The sequence below is a fragment of the Thiogranum sp. genome, from assembly GCF_058323355.1.
In genome coordinates this window covers 1-4031 of record NZ_JBTTIO010000091.1, presented here as the reverse complement: position 1 = coordinate 4031, position 4031 = coordinate 1, and the positions used below count along the sequence as shown (strand labels likewise).

The 4031-nt window shown below is 53.8% G+C and carries 5 protein-coding genes and 1 pseudogene; all 6 read left to right on the top strand.

Annotation, left to right across the window (positions count from 1 at the left end; all coding sequences use genetic code 11):
* A partial coding sequence (locus ACW81B_RS12265) for a tyrosine-type recombinase/integrase (protein ID WP_491580508.1) occupies nt 1-601 on the top strand: 601 nt, incomplete at its 5' end.
* Between the two features lie 710 nt (nt 602-1311).
* A complete protein-coding gene (locus ACW81B_RS12260) occupies nt 1312-1545 on the top strand; it encodes a hypothetical protein (RefSeq protein WP_491580507.1) in 234 nt (77 codons plus the stop codon).
* 252 nt (nt 1546-1797) lie between these two features.
* Nucleotides 1798-2265, top strand: a pseudogene (locus ACW81B_RS12255) (RHS repeat domain-containing protein); the annotation flags it as partial.
* A complete protein-coding gene (locus ACW81B_RS12250) occupies nt 2247-2594 on the top strand; it encodes a hypothetical protein (protein ID WP_491580506.1) in 348 nt (115 codons plus the stop codon). The pseudogene ACW81B_RS12255 and the gene ACW81B_RS12250, both read left to right, overlap by 19 nt.
* Nucleotides 2595-2764: 170 nt before the next feature.
* Nucleotides 2765-3214 carry a hypothetical protein gene (locus ACW81B_RS12245; protein ID WP_491580505.1) on the top strand — a complete coding sequence of 150 codons (450 nt, stop codon included), beginning with the start codon at nt 2765-2767 and terminating at the stop codon, nt 3212-3214.
* Between the two features lie 175 nt (nt 3215-3389).
* On the top strand, nt 3390-4031 hold a 642-nt coding region (locus ACW81B_RS12240; protein ID WP_491580504.1), incomplete at its 3' end, for a DUF3179 domain-containing protein.

The following is a 4031-nucleotide window of genomic DNA, read 5'->3' as shown; positions in this document are numbered from 1 at the left end:
CGAGCGGATCGTCAACCAGACGATGTTGCACGGCGAACTCGGCATCCGGGATCGGGCCATCGTCGAGACGCTGTACTCCACCGGCATCCGCCGAAGCGAACTCATTAACCTCAAGCTCTACGACGTGGACACAAGAAACGGCACGCTGATGGTCCGCGAAGGCAAAGGCAAGAAAGACCGCATGGTGCCGCTCGGCGAACGCGCAGGCCTGTGGATCGACAAATACACCGATGAAGTCCGCCCCGGCCTAGTGGTCGAACCGGATGAAGGTACCTTGTTCCTGCACGAATACGGCGAAGCGTTCCGCAAGAATAGACTCACCGATCTGGTCAAGAAATACATCCAGGCAGCCGGCGTGAACAAACCGGGCGCATGCCATATCTTCCGCCACACCATGGCGACCTTGATGCTGGATAACGGTGCCGACATCCGTTTTATCCAGGCGATCCTGGGACACAGCAATCTATCGACGACCGAGATCTATACGCAGGTATCGATCCGGAAACTGAAAGCGGTTCATGCACTGACGCATCCGGCGAAACTGGAAAGGCTGACACAGCAGACGGCACCGGACGCCGCAGTGGACGCGGACACGATGTAGTCATCTGACCGCCCGTCACGTCGCTTGCAGGCAAGCAACGTCGCGCCAGCAAAAAGCGCTGTCACTCAAGTCTGCAGGCGGCAAGCGCCGCGCCAGGCTACGACAGAGGGGACGTGTAGCGCGGTGGCTCCGTTGGGCAACAGTGGAAAGAGTCAGTGTGTTACACGCTCGCGCGAGTAACACCGCCCCGGTTCTAACCGCCAACCACAGCAAGGCACACACCGCCTTACTGCGGTTGGCTATCACCCCGCAACCCCCTCAAGGGGGCTTAGGGGCGTGGCCAATGAACATAACGCGGCATTATGCAAAATGGCCGCACGGCAAACAGCGCCTTGTGAATGCGGCCACTTCGCATAACGCAGCGCTATGTTAAATGTCCCCGAAGGTGGCCCCTGCGCCTTCCACGGCCCTCTGCCTTCGGCTTCGTTGGCCGTTCCAGTTGCCGCCCCGCCGGGGCTCGAAAGAAAGTCGGTGGGCAAACAACGCCACTGAATCCTGATGCCCGCCCAACCGCCCTGGCGGGCGGCGCTGACGCGCCGCCGCCATGTGGGTGGCAGTAGATACCACGGTCCCTCGGTTCGCCCTGGAGTGTAGCACCGTGCTCGGCCCGTCAAGGCCAGGCCCTTCGGGTGCTGCGCAGCCTTGACAGACCTGCGCGCGATGCTGGGGAGAAAGGGCAAATCGAGGAAACTTCCAAAGGAGGAAATACCATGCAATGGGAAATCGAAAAGATCATCGAAGTGGCCATAGCACTTAATCAAACCGGCAACAGCGCCTGCAGTACCGGCGAGCGAATCGCCGCCGCGTTCGTCCTCAATCGGCTGGAGTATCTGCCGGATTACTACAGCGATACAGTCGAAGCCTGGGACCGGCTGGGTACGCAATGGCAAGATTACGTCCGGCTGATCAAGCGGGAATACATGGAAGTAATCGAAGGGGAGTAACCCCTTTACTCAGGGCCGGCTCCGCCGGCCCTGATGCCGCTGACGCGGCCGGCAGCTAAAGAGAGAAACCTGTCACAAATGCCACCGTCCTGCGCTTGCAAAATCACGGTGTTAAGCCGAAACTCGCGTCTAGGCAAAAAACGGGGAACCAGGGGGTGCGTCCGGGGAATCGAGTTGCTAAGTCGTTGAAGGCGCTAGGGAAATCGGAAAGTTAGCCGGTGAGTGTCGTAAGGCCGAGGACTTCAGAATGGGTTTCGCACGTATGACCCTGAGACTGGCCGCTACCTCACCAGTGACCCTGTAGGCCTGAATAGTGGCTTGAATACTTATGCGTATGTAAATGGCAATCCAATACTATTCTCCGACTTTTACGGTCTAGACAGATTGTGTGGGCCAGGAAGAATTACAGTTGGAATTAACCCAGACGGCACTATAGATTGCACGAACAATAACAAACCTAATCAAAACGCTTGTTTCGGAGTAGATTGCAAAGTGTTTTCTGGAGTGACTAACAGCCAATGTATACAGGACTGCATGAATGATCCGCGCGAGGATTTTCAAGCATGTAAAGCTGCTGGGTTAGCAAGCGGTTTTGGCGGGAAAACCTTGCAAAGCGCTATTATCGAGAATGCTTGCGATATAGCAACAAAGACATTCCACTGTACAAACAAGTGTCAAAAAGAACCTGAGGAGAAAAAACGATGCCCAATGAAAGAGTGATCGTATTTACTGCAGTGCTTTCATTGTTAACGGCCACCGCCTACGCAGAAGACATGTGGAAGCCAAATCCAGGCTTCTCTATTGAAGGCTCTTCATATATTGAAACACTAACCTTTATATCAGGATTTGCATACGCTATAAGTTACAGCGGGAATGAGCTATCTAGAAACGGATTGCCAAATTTTTACTGCCCCCCTGAAGGAACAAGCATAGATTCAAAGCTATTGATTGATATTGCCAACAATAAATTACAAGGTGATCAATCATCAGAAACTGTAACAAAAGCAATTATTCGCGGACTGTCGGAATACTACCCTTGCGAAAAATAATACAGGGTGAGTAGTAGGCTGCAACGAACCAAGCCCCAGAAAAATTCCTCTTTAGTTCAATTATTCCACCGAGCATATTTATGAAACCAGGCACCCTGTTTTTGATCCTCCTGACAAGCTCCTTCGCATTCGCTGCAGACCCACCGCAGCCGGAAGTGCCACCCAACACAATGAACAACGAAAGACTGGCCGGTCTTATCAATCGGCTGGATAACAAGGTTGAGGGAAAACCGGGCTTCTGGCAGTTTCGTATAGAAGTTCGTGAAGTAACAGTTATCACCGATGAAAAGGCAAACAGGATGCGGATTCTCGTGCCTGTTACCGCAGTTAAATCATTGAAAGAAGATGAATTGACACGCCTGATGCAATCAAACTTTGATTCGGCGCTGGATGCACGCTATGCCATCGCCAAAGGCATTGTCTGGAGCGCTTTTATTCATCCCCTGTCGAGCCTGACCGACCACGAATTCCTTTCCGGCCTCGGCCAGACGGTTAACCTGTCGATCACATTTCGAAAATCCTATAGTTCCGGTGCGTTGATCTTCCGGGGTGGTGACAGCACGGATTTACAACGCCGGGAGTTAATCGATCAGTTACTGGAACGTGGACTGTCTATCTGAACAATGCGCCTGATCATGTGATCAGAGGATGGTTTTAATGGAGCAGGCAATGAGGAATATCCGGCTGGCTGCACCAGCCTGGGCGCGATGGCTCTTTTACCCGCTTCTCGCGATCGGCCTGGGGTTTTCTCTCGGACCTGCCGCTCTCTATGCGGGGTCCACTAACGGGTTTGATTTGAGTGGTTCATTGGTGCCCGTTGAGGAGATCGAGCATGGCGGCCCAGCTCGCGACGGTATCCCTGCAATTGACCGACCACGCTTTATCAGCGCCGGTAACGCGAGTTTCCTTAACGATAGCGACCGTGTGCTGGGTATATACCGCAATGGTGTCAGCAAGGCTTATGCAGTCAAGATTCTGAACTTTCATGAAATCGTCAATGACAGGTTCGGCCAGGAGGCGGTCGTGATCAGTTATTGCCCGTTGTGTGGAACGGGCATGGCGTTTCTTGCCTCTGAAGACGGTTCGACGCGCAGCTTCGGAGTATCGGGATTGCTGTATAACAGTGACGTGCTGCTCTATGATCGGGAAACCGACTCGCTCTGGTCGCAAATTATGAAACAGGCCATTACGGGGCCATTGCGTGGCCGGCGTCTTCAGCAGATCGCCCTGTTACACACCAGCTGGAAGGACTGGCGGAACCGCTATCCAGACACGCTGGTGTTGTCCACGGATACCGGCAGCCGACGTAATTACGAACGCTCACCTTACGCGGGCTATCAGAACAGCAGAGAACTCTATTTCCCGGTCAAACGCATCGACCCGCGCTACCACCCGAAAGAACTGGTGATCGGCCTGAGCGTGAATGGCAGACACAAG

Excerpts from the sequence above, each read along its gene's own strand:
- ACW81B_RS12245 (WP_491580505.1), top strand. The coding sequence starts at position 2,765 with ATGAACAACGAAAGACTGGCCGGTCTTATCAATCGGCTGGATAACAAG.
- ACW81B_RS12260 (WP_491580507.1), top strand. The coding sequence starts at position 1,312 with ATGCAATGGGAAATCGAAAAGATCATCGAAGTGGCCATAGCACTTAAT.
- ACW81B_RS12250 (WP_491580506.1), top strand. The coding sequence starts at position 2,247 with ATGCCCAATGAAAGAGTGATCGTATTTACTGCAGTGCTTTCATTGTTA.